Here is a 14,238-nt window from a genome sequence, read left to right as displayed (position 1 = left end):
GCGGCGGGGAATAAACCCGAAGAGATTTAAGCGCTGACAAAACCTTAAGGTGCTTTATAACAGGTAACATCTACCTCAACTTTACAGTCGACAACTAAATCAGCTACCGCGCAAATTCTAGCTGGTGGATGCTCGCCAAATACTTCTTTAAACACTTTATTAAACGACTGAAAGTAACGCGCATCTGTTAGAATCACTTTGACATGTGCAACGTGCTCAAGGCCATAACCTGCTTCATCCATAATATCGAGACAGTTTTGAATAGCTAAACGTGACTGGTCAATAATGCTGCCCTCAACCACTTCGCCGTCTTTCATTGGGGTTTGCCCAGATACCATTAACCAACCACCGGCTTCTATTGCGCGAGAAAAAGGTAAGTGCTGCCCACCTGTGCCTGTACCGCCTTCGATACCAATTCGTTTAATCATGTTTACTTGCTCCTAGTGATGTTAAAAATTTACCCGAATATGTGGGCAAAATCTGTTTATCGTTAAATGTGGCTTGACCGTTAGTCCAAACCCGATGAATACCCGATGCCGGTAAAGCGGACTCAACAAAGGTCGCGTTATCAATAATTTCATCGGCATCAAATAGCACTAAATCTGCAAAGTAACCAACCTTGATCACCCCACGGTTTGCTAAACGGTAATTTGCTGCGCTTAAACCAGTCATTTTATGAATCGCCGTTGCCAAGGAAAAGATACCTTGTTCACGGCTGTAATGGCCTAAAACACGTGGAAATGAGCCCCATAATCGCGGGTGAGGATGCGGATCGCACGGTAAACCGTCAGAGCCAATCATGGTTTTATCAAACGCAAGAATAGTTTTTACATCGTCTTCATTAAGACCATGGTAAACCGCCCCTGCGGGTTGTAACCGTTTAGCTGCATCTTGCAAACTAACGCCCCATTGTTTGGCAATATCGGCCAGTAATTGTTCTGCCATTTCAGGGTGGGCTTCTGACCAAGTTATAAAAATATCAAAATCATTCGTCACTTGGTTTAAATCTAAGGTGCTGGAACTTGCGGCATACGGGTAAGCGTCACAACTGCATTTTGAGTGCTCACCTTGCTCGGCAAACCTAGCCAATAACTCAGGCGCTCGCCCCCAATTATTTTTACCTGCACATTTAAGGTGCGAAATAATCACCTTAATATCGAATGCTTGCTCCATTGCAAACGCTTCATCCATCGCATCAAGTACCGCGTCAAATTCGGTGCGTAAATGCGTGGTATAGATCGCATGGTGTTTTTTCAAGACCTCGCCAAACGCGTGCACTTCAGAAGAGGGTGATTGATTGGCATTTTTATAGGCAAGGCCAGTACTCAAGCCTAATGCGCCTTGGCTGAGAGCAAGATCAAGTTGCTGCTGCATTGTGGTTATTTCAGCTGCTGTAGCTGGGCGTAGTAAATCAACCATTACATTATTTCTAAGTGTTGTATGGCCAACTAATGCCGCCACATTGACATTGGCTTTTCGCACATTGTAAGCGTCGATATAATCGCGCAGCTGAGCAAATTTAAATTCAGCTTTATCACCTAATAGATTCATTGGATCTGGCGCATCCGTTGCTAACTCGGCAGGTGCGGCACTAATGCCACAATTGCCTGTAATAACAGTCGTTACGCCTTGGCTGATTTTAGCCGCCATATCAGGGTTTCTGAGCACTTCTAAATCATCGTGAGTGTGCACATCGATAAAACCTGGCGCTAAACACAGTCCATTAGCCTTAACTTTTTCTTTTGCTTGGTATGCAGATAACTCACCCAGTGCGACAATCTGCTGTCCTTTAATTGCAACGTCCATATGCACTGGCGCATTACCTAAGCCATCAAATACCTTTGCTTGATAGATAATGGTGTCTACTGGTTGCGAGATATCGTACTGCATCGTTAATCTCCTAGCGGTGCGCGATCAGGTCCTTGACGGTACTCATCTAGCTCATGTTTAATACGGCGCAGCTTCTCACGCGATTTTTTCTGCGTTAAAATAGCCACTTCACTGGCCAGAATATCTACCGCAGCAAGCATGGCGTAACGAGCCGTACTTGGCGTAAAAATATAATCGGATTCATTTGTTTTGATTGGTAAGTGAATTGTCGCTGTATCAGCAAGCGCACTATCAGGACAAATAGCAATTACTTTTGCGCCGTAATCTTTGGCAATACTTGCTGCATCAATAAGATCGTTCGCAAGTCCTGTTAACGACAACACAATTACTACATCACTCACGTCAACACTGGCTGCAGTCATACGCATCATCACGGGATCGCTATAAGCATTACTAAGTACATCAAGCCTAAATAGTCGGTTATGGCACTCTTGTGCTACTATCGAACTGCCGCCCCCAACACCAAAAATGAGTGTATGACGGCTACCTGCAATACAGCGTGCTGCTTCTTCTACTAAAGACTGCTCAATAAGCCCAGCATTGATATCTAAAATATTGTGAATTGCTTGGTAAATTGCCGGAATATCTTCACGGGCTGAGGCGTTTTCACTAATAAAACGCTCCCCAACTGCCAGTGATTGCGCAAGCTGTAGCTTCATATCCCGTACATTGTCGCAGCCTAATGCTTTTGCTAAGCGCGTAATTGACGCATGGCTCACTTTAGCGCGCAAAGCTAAGTCGCTAATGCTTGCGGATGCTGCATATTGCAGATCGGTTAAAATTAATTGTGCAACGAGTTGCTCTGATTGACGTAAATGGCCTAAGCGCTCTTTAATTCGCGAAACAATATCCAATTATTTACTCTCCTAAAAATACGTATCAAAGATCTCAATAACGTTATAGTCATCATCTATGACATTAATATAACGCCATTTATCAAATGTAAGACATGGGTGCGAAGTTGCAAATGCAATAATATCGCCCACTTTTAGTTGTTCAGTGCCGGTATAAGTCAGCATGGCATGTTGATCCATTATTTGTTCAACTTTCCAGTCGGCTCCTGCAGGTCGTACTGTACCAGATTGATCTACATATAAGTTAGGGATGGGTAATCCAGCATCAAAAGCGACATCTCGCTTACCCATACCAATAATGGCACGACCAGGCTCCGGCAATGACTGCACATACGCCCAAATCTCTAAGCATGACTGTAAGTCACTGCCAATATTGCATGCCAGCGGGTTACGCGCTAAAACACTCTGTTGTGCTTGTTCATAAATCCCTTGATCATGGGCTACGTAACAACCAGGGCGGATCACTGGAGTCATATTATCTAGCAAATTTTGTGGTGCAAATGCATCGCACACTAAGTCATACCAAGCAGAGCCACCAGCAGTAATGATTACTTGCTCTGTAGCAAAAGCCTGTTGAGCTATCAAAGCTTTACATTTTGCGACCGCATCTGCTAAAAATGCAGTCACTTCACTTTGCGTACTCAATACGCCTTCATATATTTCAATACCGGCAAGCTGTAATGAAGAAAACTGCTTGATATGCGCGGTCAATTGTTGAAGCTTTTGAGCATCAACTAAACCACAACGCCCGCCAGGTACTCCTAACTCAATCAGCAATTTAACTTGTAAACCTTGCTCACAAAAGAATTCACCAAGGGCTGTTACATTGCTAACATCATCCACTAAACAATAAAAATCAATCTGATACTGTTTTAATAAATAGCTAAGCTGCTGCATGTTGGCTTTGCCAACTAATTGGTTGGCCATAATAATACGCTTTGCACCAGCGCGAGCAGCCACCACAGCTTGTTGTACCGTTGCAATGGTGATCGCGTAAGCACCTGCATTTAACTGCTTTTTAAAAATACCCGGTGCCATAGTGGTTTTACCATGCGGTGAAAACTCCACCTTACTTTGCTGTGCAAACTTTGCCATCCATGCAATGTTATTATCTAACCGAGTTTGGTAAATACACGCACAAGGCAGGCTCACCTGTTGTTTTGCAACACACCAACCACTATGAGCAAACTCATCACTGTTACCCAAACCTTTATTGCTAGTATCAATACTATTTTTACTGTTCATTACTGATTGCTGCATAACTAAAACTCTTATTTAAAATCATAAAGTTAGACTACAAGCTTACAATTAAGATCAAAAAACTATCAAATGTTAATGTAATTGTTGTTGCATTTTGCTTGAAAGCAATGTTAATTAATAACAAACAAATAGTCAACATGCGTTATAAATTAACAAAAGATAATAATTAACGTTTAAAAATAAAGGATGAGGTACATCAACATGAATATTAAAAACCGTCGCCAAGCCACGCTAAACAGGAGCGTAATAGCAAAAACAGTAGCCACTATTCTTTGTGGGTATACCAGCTTTGGGGTGCTTGCCGCTGATGAAAGTTCAGTTGCAAATGATGCAATAGAAACCATCGAAGTACGTGGTATTGCTGCCAGTAACAAACAAGATATTAACAACAAACGGTTTAGCACTGGGGTAATGGACTCAATTACCGCTGAAGACATTGGTAAACTGCCCGATGTAACGATTGCCGATACGCTGCAGCGTATCCCTGGAATACAAATTCGTCGCTCCGCTGGCGAAGGCTCTACCATTAACGTACGTGGTATGCCGCAAGTAACCACTCTTTTAAATGGTGAGCAGTTTTTAAGTGCAGGTTCAATTACCACTCTGCAACCCGATTTTACCGATGTACCAGCCGCATTACTTTCAGGTATCGACGTGCTTAAATCACCGCAAGCAGACACGCTAGCTGGTGGTATTTCAGGTACGTTAGATTTAAAAACACGCAGACCCTTTGCTCTTGACCAAGGCACTACCTTCTCACTGACAGGGGAAGCCACACGCGGCAGTTTATCAGAGCAAACCGATCCTAAACTGGTGGCGTTTGCCGGCTACAACAATGACAAATTTGGTATTATTGTCACAGCCGCTTATGACGAAAGCACCCTAGCAAATTACCGCAACGGCACCATTTTAACTTCTTCTGAAATACAAAATGAAACCGACCGCGATTTTAACGGTGACGGTGATTTTAACGACAGCTTTTATAGCCAACGCTTTTATGGTGTGATGGACCGTGAAACCGAGCGTGATCGCCTAGGTTTAAATACCACCATTCAATATCAAATTGCCGATACACTGACTTTTACCGGTGATTTGTTTTATACAAAAATGGATGACGCTGACCGCAAACAAGGAGTGATGGTTGATAATGCCCGGGGGTCTATTTGGGCGTATTCTGATAATTTTATTCCCCGTTTAGATAATGATCAGGGCGGACAAATATACACAGTCAACGCAGCAGACTTAAAAGTTCGCCGTGTTAGTGCCTATTCCGAAAGCTTAACTAACGATCGCGAATCAACCAATGCCAGTTTTTTATTCGAATACCTAGGTGATGGGCCACTTTCTGGCGAATTTAGGTATATTCATGGCTCGGCAGAGCGCAGCCATACTGAAAACGTTGCCCATGGCTTTTTGACCTCAGGAGCGCAACATGGTTTACTGAAAAATCATGGCGATGGCATCACTCCCGTTAACCCCAATGGTTACGGCCCAGAAGAAGTTGATGTGAGCTTTTCACGCAGCGGCGAATACCTCACCCTTGGTTTTCCTGAAGATTTTGGCAATGATATAAGCCAATATAACCTTGTATCAACCTACTCTGAAAATAACTTTGAAGAAGAAGCCACACTTGATGTTGCCCGTATCGATGGCCATTATGCCTTTGAAACAGATCACCTACAAAATATTGATTTTGGTCTGCGGGCATCAAAACGAGATGTTGAACGTGAAACCTATATTTTGGTAGCACCTTTTACTACCGGTGATATTAGTGCCGATGTAATGTGGAAAGATTCTGGCGCTTCATTGGGCGATACTAACGGCGACGGTGAAAATAGCGTCGCGGGCGGCGACCTAACCTTAGGTAGCACTCAGTTTTTTAGTGATATGCCAGATGGTTGGGTAAATCAAGTAAATGGTTTAGGTCCTGGCGGTTCAGGGCATAGCTTTTATTTAGTAGATCCTAAAGTGATGGACGATCCAATGGCATTCCAAAATGCTATTTACCCAGGTAATAAACGCTTGGCTAATCCATCGCATACTTATCAAGTGAAAGAGCAAACACAAACCGCCTACTTTAAAGCGAACTTTGCTGGCGAATTGGGTGATTTGAGTTATACCGCTAATATTGGTGCGCAATACATTAAAACTGAACTTGATATGCTACAAAACCAATTAGGTCCAGAGCGTCCTTGTTCGTTATGTACGGCGAGTGAAAAAACCGGTGAAAAATGGCTTAACAGAGATTATTCAGACTTTTTACCATCTATGAACTTTAATTTAAACGTGACAGATGACGTGATTTTACGTGCAGGTTACGGTAAGACCATGACTACGCTCGATATTGGTAAACTCGCCGGTGGTGTTAGTGTTGGTCGAACTCGTGCTGGTGACGTACTTGCCGCCGAACTTGGCGTTAGTCCTGACTTACTTGTTGCGGTACAAGGCACACAAAATGGTAATCCAGATTTAGAACCATGGCGCTCAACTAACTATAACTTATCTGCTGAATGGTATTTTAATGACAGTGGCTTATTAAGCATTTCCGCATTTTTGATGGATATAGAATCCTTTGTTGAAAACGGCATTGTTATGCAAGGCTTACCTGATATTGATGGCGTTACTCGCCGTGAAGTACCGGTAAGTACTGAAATTAATGGCCAAGGAGGTGACATTAAAGGCTTTGAAGTGGTTTATCAGCAAACATTTGACTTTTTACCGGCACCATTTGATGGCTTAGGAACGTCAGTTAACTTTACTTATGCGCCAAGTGACAGCGCTAACGTTGACGTATACGGTGAAAGTTTACCAATTCAAGATAACTCAGAGAAATCAGCAAACGCTGTGCTTTGGTACGAAAAAGGCCCATTACAACTGCGCCTTGCAGCTAATTACCGTAGCGATCGTTTAGACAGCTTAAGCTCACCAATGGGTGAAGGGGTAATGCCATTTTGGACCGACAGTACTTTATATTTTGATATGTATGCCGGCTATGAGTTTGCAGAGGACATGAGCATCTATACTTCAGTGAGTAATTTAACCGAGGAAAAAGAAGATATTTATGCGCAATGGTCAGATCATGTGATCACTCAAAACATCTTTGAACGCCGTATTACCTTTGGTATTCGTACTCGCTTTTAATTGTAAACCAATTTGGTACACTTCTGCCCAGAAGATAAAAGCTTAATACAGAATGAGAGTAAGTTTTTTATAAACAGCACAGCGCTGTTTTGCCAAATACAAAAACCAGTACTGTTAATAACGCTGTACTGGTTTTTTACTTATCCCTGCTGTTGAATATACTCCAATGCCGTCATTTTTTTATAACTGACATTTGGGTGCATAACATGTGCAGGCTCGGGATCAACCACTTCAATAGGGATATCGTAGTTACGAGCAATATCCAGTGCCATTTGCGTGATATTGACGCTAAACGACGTGCCTATAAATACTATTTTATCGGCAGCAGCCATGCGTTGTTGCGCTTCACTGATGCGGTAAAGCTCGGTGTAATACTCATCAAATAGCAACACAAAAGGCTTGAACGATTGGCTGAGTAGCGGCTGGTGGTTTTCAATTTTAAACAATTCAAGTAGCGAATCGTGTAAACGGCTTTCGTCTACGTTATCCCAAGGTGTGGTTTGTGGTATTACCTCATCGCCCTGATGGTGAAACAGCGTCATTTGATCTAAGCGGCCATGAATGGCAATGTAATTTATATTGCCTGCTTTGCCATCAAGCCCATCTATATTTTGCGTGATTAAGTTTTTATCACTGAGCCAATGATGTACTTCATTAGGGCCATGATTACGGTATGTAGCAAAACGATGGTAATACCACGCTAAAAATTCTTTTGGGTTATTTTCATACATTGCGCGAGTGGCCATTTCCATCGGCGTATAATTTTTACTGCCAATAGTCCAATAGCCATCTTCACCACGAAAAGTAGGAATGCCACTAGCGGCGCTCACACCCGCGCCTGTTATATAAAGTGTGTTCATCATAGCTCTTCTACTTTATCGCCAAGCACCTTAGTGGTTACTTGTTGTTGATTATCCATGCCACCAATGCGATATAAGATGCCACCATGCTCAAGTAAACCACGGTGATCCATGCTTGGGGTTTTGAGCGGTGCGAGTACTTGCCAACGGTTATTCGCTACATCAAAGCGCCATACGTGGCCGCTTGCGGGGGCAGGCTTACCGTTATAACCCATGCCATTATAGTTGTACGGATTGGCTGAACCACCAAGCATATAAATAGCGCCATTATAACTACTTGCAGCCATACGGTAATGAGCAGTGCCTGTGGGGTGATCCAAAGTACGCCAATCTATTTTAAGAGGGTTTTGCTCATCTATGGTGCCCTTTAAACACTGTGCAACGCTTGCAAATGAACGGCGTTTATCAGCATTCGCCTGGGTTTTAACGCCATCACAAACGACAATGGTGTTACCGCTAATTGCTGCTGCTTGGCCAAAAACCGGCTCACCTAAAAACGGCGAAGCTTGTTGCCAAGTATCTGTTTGTATGTCGTATACTTGCACTAAGTTCACGTTGCCATCATTATGCCAGCCACTCACTAAATAGATATAACGCTGCTGATAGCTCAATGCGACACTGTCATCCACCGGTACAGGTATATTGGCAAGTTGGGTATAGCGGTCATTTTTTAAATCATAACGATAGACATCTGGGCTAGATATTTCTGTGTGATCACTATTTACCGTATAGCCACCGAACACATAAGCATATTCACCCAATCCAACAGCGGTGCTCGCTAAACGCCCTTTTGGCTGCAAACTACTAGGCACAGGTGACTTTGCCAGCCATTGCTTATCACCGAGTTTTAGTGCCCATACTCTATTATGTACGCTATGGTGATCTTTCTTTGCACCTAAACCCATAAAGCTTAAAAAATACGCTTGTTCATTTACAATTACTTTAGCAACTGCATTATTAGCAACAGGCTCAGGTAAGGCGGGTAAACTTGCCAAGGCAAGGGAGAAAAGTAGGCTCATAAATATCATTCATAATCTGTTGATGATTAAGAGTAACATTATGTGCCTTTGGAAAAAACTTAATAGGCCACACTGATACGTCGATTAGGATGCGCAGCATTTTGTGCTTCATCCAGTATAGCAATCGCATAATCAGTTACTGATATTTTGCTTTCACCTTGTTCATTAGTGAAAAACGCATCGCCACCAATACGGTACACACCTTCACTCGAACCTGGGTAAATAACTGCAGCGGGGCTTACAAACGTCCATTGCGTAGTTGTATTGGTCGTCCTGAATATCTCTAAAGCTTCACCTTGTGCCAGTGCTTCAGCTTTATATTCTGCAGGAAAATCAGCTGATGATACTAATGTAACACCAGGTGCAGTTTCTAAACTGCCTGCCCCACCAACCCACAGTAAACGAGTACTGCTACCTGACAGTGCCGTTAATAAGCGATGGGCCGTTTGCGCTACTAATTCATGATTACCCGCTGCTCGTCCGCCAATTGAGGCAATCACCACATCAGCACCAGTAAGTAAAGGGGCTATATCGTCATCTGAGCGCAAATCGAACGTATTTAGCGTCACGTTTTCAGCGGTTAATTTATCAGGATTTCTGACAATTGTAGTTACTTGATGATCACGAAGTAACGCTTGTGTAGTGATCTCACCACCAATCCAACCCGTTGCGCCTAAAATAGTAATGTTCATATCTGTATCCTTAAAAAGTATTTATCATCTAACTAAGTAACCTCAGTTGTTGATAATCAGTTTACTTGCTTACTGATTGATGATAAATAAACCTTATCGATACACATTAGTTCATTTTAGGATACTAATGGACAAAATAATTGCAATCCAAAGCTTTGTTGAAGTTGCCCGCTGTGGCAGCTTTACAAAAGCAGCTGACAGCTTAGAACTGAGCCGCTTACAAGTCACCCGCCACGTACAAGACATTGAGCAGTGGCTGAGTTTGCGGTTATTTCATCGCACCACACGTAAAGTCAGTTTAACCAATCAAGGCGAAGAAGCACTTGCTTATTGTAAACAAATACTCAGTACCGTATCGGATTTGCAAAGTAGAGCCCATAGCCATAATAACGAGCTAGTTGGCACAATTAGGGTGGCAGCGCCTATTGGTATTGGGCAAAACATGCTGTTTGATGCAATCGAAGAATTTGTTGGCGTGCACCCAAATACACATTTCCAGCTGGTGCTCTCTGATAGCTTATCGCAACTGGTAGATGAACGAATAGACATTGCCTTGCGTTATATTCACCAGCCCGATGAGCAACTCATAGCGCGTAAATTAATGTTTATAAATACAGTCATATGCGCATCCCCAGACTATTTATCTGGCAAGAGCAACATAACCACTCCACAAGATTTATTACAGCATAACTGTTTATTGCACAGTGGTAGTTCAACATGGCATTTTTTAGGTGAGAATTCGGATGAACAAATCGTCGTAAAGGGTAATGTTAACGCCAATGACATGTCGGTGCTATGCAAGGCAGCAATCAGAGGGATGGGGATTGCAAATTTACCTTATCATTTGGCACACGAGTATTTGCAAACCAAGCAATTGGTAAAAGTACTGCCTAACTACTCTACCCCGGGAAACCATTTATGGGCCGTTTACTTATCACGTAGCTATCAGCAAAATGTAGTCAGAGCATTTATCGATTTTTTAGCCCAGCGTTGGCAACATGATATAGTGTAAACCTCCAGCAGTAAAACACGATAAATGCCCTCGCTCGCCATATTGGCCAATCATGGCCCCCCCTGCCATTTAGCCCATGACTCAGTGAGCCTCACTAAAAATGTAGGTATTGTTAACACTCCCTATTTAGCCCAACACTGACTAGAGACTCAAGTGAGGCTTTCAGTGTATCGAAACGAATCGGCTTAGTGAGCACTTTATTCATTCCAACTTTAAAACACGCAGCTTTGTCATCAGAAGCGGCATTAGCTGTTAATGCATAAACCGGCACATCTAGATGCATCTCATCTCGTATTATTTGCGCTGCAGTTAACCCATCCATACGGGGCATCATAATGTCCATTAAAATCAGATCAAAGCTTTTAAGCTTAATTAAGTCAATGACTTCTTGACCATCTTCGGCAATTGTAACTTTATGATTCATTTTCTCCAAAAACGCTTTTATGAGCACCTGATTTGTTATGTTGTCCTCAGCAACAAGTACTGATAAGGCGTGTCCAACTGGCGCATTTTCTAACGCAATGATATCTTGAGAAGCAGCTTGAAAAGGCACCGAAACAGTAAAAGTACTTCCTAGACCTAGTTGAGTATCTACTTTAATTGAACCATTCATAAGCTCAATCAAGTTTTTAGAAATACTCAAGCCTAAACCCACACCTTCATTTTTTCTATTTACGCCGTCATTCACTTGACGAAAAGGTTGAAAAATTAAGTCGAGGTTCTTCTTTGCAATACCTCCCCCCGAATCAGCTATCTCAAACTGTAGATAATCTTCGCTGATAGACACCTTGAAAGTTATTCGACCAGCTTTCGTATATTTAAATGCATTACCAATAATATTAAACAATACTTGGCCAAGCCTAAATTCATCCCCCAAAACAAATGTAGGGATCTCCTCACTGATAGTTACGGTGAACACGATATCGTGATTACTCTCTATAATATCAAATTGACCAACGATATTATCTACAAGTAAATTCAGATTAAACGGCTTTTTGATAATAGACACCGTTCCAGACTCTATTTTTGAAAAATCTAATACATCCGTTATTAGACCATAGAGAATATCGGCACTGGCATTGGCATAATTAATCCACTGTCGCTGCTCGTCAGTTAACTTAGTGTCACGTAATAATTCAATCATCCCCAAAATTGCATTCATCGGGGTACGAATTTCATGAGACATTACAGTTAAAAATTTAGATTTTGTTTGACTCGCTTCTTCTGCTTTATGCTTTTGTAATTGCAGAGCCACTTCCCGCTCTTTCGACTGCGTAATGTCTTTTGCAATCCCCAGATAGCCAATAAAGCTTCCTTTTTCATCAAACTGTGACTTTCCACTGAAACAAAGCCAATATTTACCCTTTATATTTAACTCACATTCAAACTCATAAAAATCTTCATAATTAGCAAGTGTTTGATGAAAAGAATCCCATTTATCCGTTAACTGTAGTTCATTTTCTGATCTTAGCGATTCAATACTATTACCAATAAAAAAACGCTCATAGTCACTTTCATTAGCCTCTGCATCATTCACTCTAATAAATTGGTTTTCTGATGTAGTACACCAGAACCACTCACTAGCAAGCTCTTTAAATAAGCTAGATAATTGACTGAACTTATTGATTAAAGAAATAGACTCTTGGGAAAATCTGTCAAACGTAGCCAATTGAATAAGCGAAAGATAAATTTGTTGAAATAAAATACCTATACACTCAGAGCTAACAACCTTTTCATAACTCTCAGTGTTAACATTGGTAAGCAATATAATATAAGGCTCATCTTTTAAAGCTGAGTAAATAACTAAACAATTGTCTATTTTTACTTTTGTTGATTCCTGCAAAAATGAAAATTCGAGCTCTTCATAAGGTTTTGTTGTTAATGCATATTTACGTTCGTTCACTTTAGTAAACAAACTACATTCAGGCCATATTTCAGTTTCAAATTCATAATTTGAGCTACCAAGTGTTTCATAAAAACGAGGCTTATTACTCAATAATACAATACTGTCCTGAAAACCAATTAATGGTTTTAATGTTGTATTTAACAAGTTGAAAATGCCTATTTTATCATCACATTTAGCTAGCTTAGCTAAGATATGTTGTAAATTAATCAGAGGTAAAACGTCCTCGCTTTGCATATTGTTTTCTCCGAGTAAAATGCATTGCACAATGCAAATATAAACGCTTTTCTTCAATTGAGCCAGCTCATGAACAAAAAAATCATTATGAATCATTGATTTAATTTTCGGTCAAAATTGGAATGTTTTCTGCACTAACTCAATATATTTATTGATGGAGTAAAAAATGAAGATTGTTTGCATTGGTGGCGGTCATGGTTTGGCCCAAGTTTTAAGTGCAGTTAGACCATTATGTACTGATTTAACTGCAATTGTGGCTACCACAGATAATGGGGGTAGCAGCGGTAAAATACGAGAGTCGCAAAAATGCTTAGCTTTAGGTGATATTCGCCGTTGTTGCCTACAGCTAACAGGTCAACAATCTATCATACACTCTATTTTTGAGCACCGTTTCGATGGGGGAGATTTAGATGGACATAGTTTGGGGAATTTAACATTGCTCGGGCTAACCCAATTGACTGAGTCACCGACTCAAGCAGTTGCTTGGTTTAATGCAATGCTCGGCAACTCTGAAACCATTTTACCGATGTCAGACTTAGCGACTGATTTAGCTGCCCAACTCCCTAATGGCGACACTGTAATTGGGGAGTGCGAAATTGATGCTCTCGAAACGCTACCAGACAGCATATCATTGACCAATCAAGTTGATGCTGCACCAGGCTGTGTTGATGCAATTTTGGCCGCCGACTTAATTATTATCGGTCCTGGGAGCGTTATTTCTAGTGTCATGCCTTCATTTCTGATCAAGGGTATTGCTAAGGCAATTCAAGACACATTTGCGTGCCGTATATTTATCGAAAATAACACTAGCGAAGACAGTGTAATGAAGCACGCCCAATCACCGGGCATTGATTGGTTGCAAGAACAACTGGGCTTTAAAATTTGCGACTTAAGTATTTCACCCAATGCGATAAACGAAATTTTAGAGCATTGTGAACAATACACTGGCTCACAAAAACACTTACATGATATAGATGATTTAAGTGAAGTATTTTCAAAGCTATTAAAGCTACCTATTGAACAAGAGGCTTTAGGCGATATGGCTATTAACTAGAGCTTGCAGCTGTACAAATGTCACTGTACTTTGTGAGTGAGCCGTTTCAAGCAAATGCGTTAACTCTTCATCAAATTCATTAGCTTTGGCTTTTTGTTCTATGCGTTTACATGTTGCTCCAAGTGTTATAGCACCATAACTTAAGCAACTGCTTTTGAGGCTGTGAGCGTTTATTTCGATATCGTCATTATTTTGAGATGAGACCAACATCGTGACTGTTTTTTGTGATTCAACAATGAAGATAGATAAGAGTTCCATGGCAAGACTTGGGCCGACATCTTCTTTTAACTGTTCAATGATAGATATATCAATCATA

At 41.4% G+C, this 14,238-nt stretch carries 12 protein-coding genes; 3 read left to right on the top strand and 9 right to left on the bottom strand.

Features of this window, described 5'->3' with window-relative positions; all coding sequences use genetic code 11:
• Positions 1-44 precede the first annotated feature (44 nt).
• The 4 genes from B5G52_RS17960 to B5G52_RS17945 are packed head-to-tail and all read right to left on the bottom strand — an operon-like array spanning position 45 to position 4,004.
• Positions 45-428 (bottom strand): RidA family protein, encoded by a 384-nt coding sequence (locus tag B5G52_RS17960; protein ID WP_087534022.1) that lies wholly within the window; start codon positions 426-428, stop codon positions 45-47.
• On the bottom strand, positions 421-1,890 hold the full coding sequence (locus B5G52_RS17955) for an amidohydrolase family protein (RefSeq protein ID WP_087534021.1): 1,470 nt from the start codon (positions 1,888-1,890) through the stop codon (positions 421-423). Before B5G52_RS17955 ends, B5G52_RS17960 begins: the two co-directional genes overlap by 8 nt.
• Positions 1,891-1,892: 2 nt before the next feature.
• A complete protein-coding gene (locus B5G52_RS17950) occupies positions 1,893-2,744 on the bottom strand; it encodes a MurR/RpiR family transcriptional regulator (RefSeq protein WP_087534020.1) in 852 nt (283 codons plus the stop codon).
• Positions 2,745-2,756: 12 nt separating this feature from the next.
• A complete protein-coding gene (locus B5G52_RS17945) occupies positions 2,757-4,004 on the bottom strand; it encodes an amino acid deaminase (protein WP_087534019.1) in 1,248 nt (415 codons plus the stop codon).
• 201 nt (positions 4,005-4,205) lie between these two features.
• On the opposite strand from B5G52_RS17945, the gene B5G52_RS17940 reads away from it, so the two are divergent.
• Positions 4,206-7,145, top strand: a complete 2,940-nt coding sequence (locus tag B5G52_RS17940; RefSeq protein WP_087534018.1) for a TonB-dependent receptor — start codon at positions 4,206-4,208, stop codon at positions 7,143-7,145.
• A gap of 140 nt (positions 7,146-7,285) precedes the next feature.
• Here B5G52_RS17940 and B5G52_RS17935 read toward each other — a convergent pair whose 3' ends face one another.
• The 3 genes from B5G52_RS17935 to B5G52_RS17925 are packed head-to-tail and all read right to left on the bottom strand — an operon-like array spanning position 7,286 to position 9,716.
• On the bottom strand, positions 7,286-8,005 hold the full coding sequence (locus tag B5G52_RS17935; protein WP_087534017.1) for a Sir2 family NAD-dependent protein deacetylase: 720 nt from the start codon (positions 8,003-8,005) through the stop codon (positions 7,286-7,288).
• Positions 8,005-9,024, bottom strand: a complete 1,020-nt coding sequence (locus tag B5G52_RS17930) for a kelch repeat-containing protein (protein ID WP_087534024.1) — start codon at positions 9,022-9,024, stop codon at positions 8,005-8,007. Before B5G52_RS17930 ends, B5G52_RS17935 begins: the two co-directional genes overlap by 1 nt.
• Positions 9,025-9,083: 59 nt before the next feature.
• Positions 9,084-9,716: an NAD(P)-dependent oxidoreductase gene (locus B5G52_RS17925; RefSeq protein WP_087534016.1), complete on the bottom strand. Its 633-nt coding sequence runs from the start codon at positions 9,714-9,716 to the stop codon at positions 9,084-9,086.
• 127 nt (positions 9,717-9,843) lie between these two features.
• On the opposite strand from B5G52_RS17925, the gene B5G52_RS17920 reads away from it, so the two are divergent.
• Positions 9,844-10,728, top strand: coding sequence for a LysR family transcriptional regulator (locus B5G52_RS17920; protein ID WP_087534015.1), 885 nt, complete (start codon positions 9,844-9,846; stop codon positions 10,726-10,728).
• Positions 10,729-10,840: 112 nt separating this feature from the next.
• Here the strand turns inward: B5G52_RS17920 and B5G52_RS17915 are convergent, their stop codons facing one another.
• Positions 10,841-12,964: an ATP-binding protein gene (locus B5G52_RS17915; protein ID WP_254911242.1), complete on the bottom strand. Its 2,124-nt coding sequence runs from the start codon at positions 12,962-12,964 to the stop codon at positions 10,841-10,843.
• Between the two features lie 70 nt (positions 12,965-13,034).
• On the opposite strand from B5G52_RS17915, the gene yvcK reads away from it, so the two are divergent.
• A complete protein-coding gene (gene yvcK, locus B5G52_RS17910) occupies positions 13,035-13,922 on the top strand; it encodes a uridine diphosphate-N-acetylglucosamine-binding protein YvcK (RefSeq protein ID WP_087534014.1) in 888 nt (295 codons plus the stop codon).
• On the opposite strand, the gene B5G52_RS17905 is transcribed toward yvcK, so the two are convergent.
• Positions 13,899-14,237 (bottom strand): Hpt domain-containing protein, encoded by a 339-nt coding sequence (locus B5G52_RS17905; RefSeq protein ID WP_087534013.1) that lies wholly within the window; start codon positions 14,235-14,237, stop codon positions 13,899-13,901. The two genes, yvcK and B5G52_RS17905, sit on opposite strands and share 24 nt — an antisense overlap.
• Position 14,238 lies beyond the last annotated feature (1 nt).

Origin of the sequence: Pseudoalteromonas sp. A601, assembly GCF_002165575.1 — a bacterium.
GTDB lineage: Bacteria > Pseudomonadota > Gammaproteobacteria > Enterobacterales > Alteromonadaceae > Pseudoalteromonas.
Note: the sequence above shows the minus strand (reverse complement) of the source record. Positions and strands in the feature narration are given on the sequence as shown.

What these genes read in the sequence shown, in the direction of transcription:
- B5G52_RS17930 (WP_087534024.1), bottom strand. Translation starts at nt 9,024, where the DNA reads ATGAGCCTACTTTTCTCCCTTGCCTTGGCAAGTTTACCCGCCTTACCT.
- B5G52_RS17905 (WP_087534013.1), bottom strand. Translation starts at nt 14,237, where the DNA reads ATGATTGATATATCTATCATTGAACAGTTAAAAGAAGATGTCGGCCCA.
- B5G52_RS17915 (WP_254911242.1), bottom strand. Translation starts at nt 12,964, where the DNA reads ATGATTCATAATGATTTTTTTGTTCATGAGCTGGCTCAATTGAAGAAA.
- B5G52_RS17945 (WP_087534019.1), bottom strand. Translation starts at nt 4,004, where the DNA reads ATGCAGCAATCAGTAATGAACAGTAAAAATAGTATTGATACTAGCAAT.
- B5G52_RS17925 (WP_087534016.1), bottom strand. Translation starts at nt 9,716, where the DNA reads ATGAACATTACTATTTTAGGCGCAACGGGTTGGATTGGTGGTGAGATC.
- B5G52_RS17960 (WP_087534022.1), bottom strand. Translation starts at nt 428, where the DNA reads ATGATTAAACGAATTGGTATCGAAGGCGGTACAGGCACAGGTGGGCAG.
- B5G52_RS17935 (WP_087534017.1), bottom strand. Translation starts at nt 8,005, where the DNA reads ATGAACACACTTTATATAACAGGCGCGGGTGTGAGCGCCGCTAGTGGC.
- B5G52_RS17940 (WP_087534018.1), top strand. Translation starts at nt 4,206, where the DNA reads ATGAATATTAAAAACCGTCGCCAAGCCACGCTAAACAGGAGCGTAATA.
- B5G52_RS17920 (WP_087534015.1), top strand. Translation starts at nt 9,844, where the DNA reads ATGGACAAAATAATTGCAATCCAAAGCTTTGTTGAAGTTGCCCGCTGT.
- B5G52_RS17955 (WP_087534021.1), bottom strand. Translation starts at nt 1,890, where the DNA reads ATGCAGTACGATATCTCGCAACCAGTAGACACCATTATCTATCAAGCA.
- yvcK (WP_087534014.1), top strand. Translation starts at nt 13,035, where the DNA reads ATGAAGATTGTTTGCATTGGTGGCGGTCATGGTTTGGCCCAAGTTTTA.